Below are 1,030 nucleotides of genomic sequence, written 5' to 3'. Positions count from 1 at the left end.
GGCCTGTTCGCGAAGAGCTTCATGGCGCTGCGCTCGGTGGATGTGGGCTTCACTCCCGAGGGCGTGCTGACGGGACAGCTCACGCTCCCGGCCGCGCGCTACAAGGAAGCGGAGCGTCAGGTGGCCTTCCAGCGCGAGCTGTTGGCGCGCGTGCAGGCGCTGCCCGGGGTGGAGTCGGCGGGGCTCACCAACATCCTGCCGCTGGGCGGGCGCCTGTCGCGCGGCTTCGAGATTGAAGGACGGGCGAAGGCCCCGGGCGAGGTGTGGCCGGTGGTGCAGTTCCGCACGGTGTCTCCCGACTATCTGCGCACGCTGCGCGCGACGCTGCGCGAGGGCCGCATGGTGGATTCGCGCGATGACGCCAGCGCGCCGGGTGCGGCGATCATCAACAAGTCGCTCGCGGATTTCTTCTGGCCTCGAGGCGACGCGGTGGGCAAGCGCCTGCGGCTGGGAAATCCCTCCGCGGCCTGGACGACGGTGGTGGGCGTCATCGACGACTTGCGCGAGTGGGGCGTGGATCAACCCGCGCGCCCCGCCATGTACTACGCCCTCGCGCAGTTTCCCTCCGCGGAACTGGCGCTCGCCGTGCGCGCGAAGGACAGCCTGCGCGCGAGCGTGGAGGCGGAGTTGCGCGCGGTGGACCGCGACGTGCCGATGTTCGCGGTGAGCCCGCTGTCGCGATTGGTGGATGGGTCCATTGGCTCGCGGCGACTGTCGGCGCTACTGATGGGGTTGTTCGCGGGCGTGTCGCTGGTGCTGGCGGCGTTGGGAATTTCCGGAGTGATTGCGTACACGGTGGCGCAGCGGACGCGCGAGATGGGGATTCGCATGGCGCTGGGGGCGGAGCGGGGGGACGTGTTGAGGCTGGTGTTGGGACAAGGAATGAAGCTGGCGGCGCTGGGCGTGGGCGTGGGGCTGGTGTTGTCGCTGGGATTGGCGAAGCTGTTGGGGTCGATGCTGTTTGGGGTGACAGCGTATGACCCGTGGACGTTCGTGGGCGTGGCGGCGCTGCTGAGCGGCGTGGCCTTCA

The 1,030-nt window shown here is 69.6% G+C and carries 1 protein-coding gene; it reads left to right on the top strand.

The window, feature by feature from the left end:
* The coding region (locus JGU66_36245) for an ABC transporter permease (protein ID MBJ6766227.1) at positions 1-1,030 on the top strand (1,030 nt) is incomplete at both ends.

Source organism: Myxococcaceae bacterium JPH2, assembly GCA_016458225.1.
Taxonomy (GTDB): domain Bacteria; phylum Myxococcota; class Myxococcia; order Myxococcales; family Myxococcaceae; genus Citreicoccus.
This window is presented reverse-complemented; position numbering and strand designations above follow the sequence as displayed.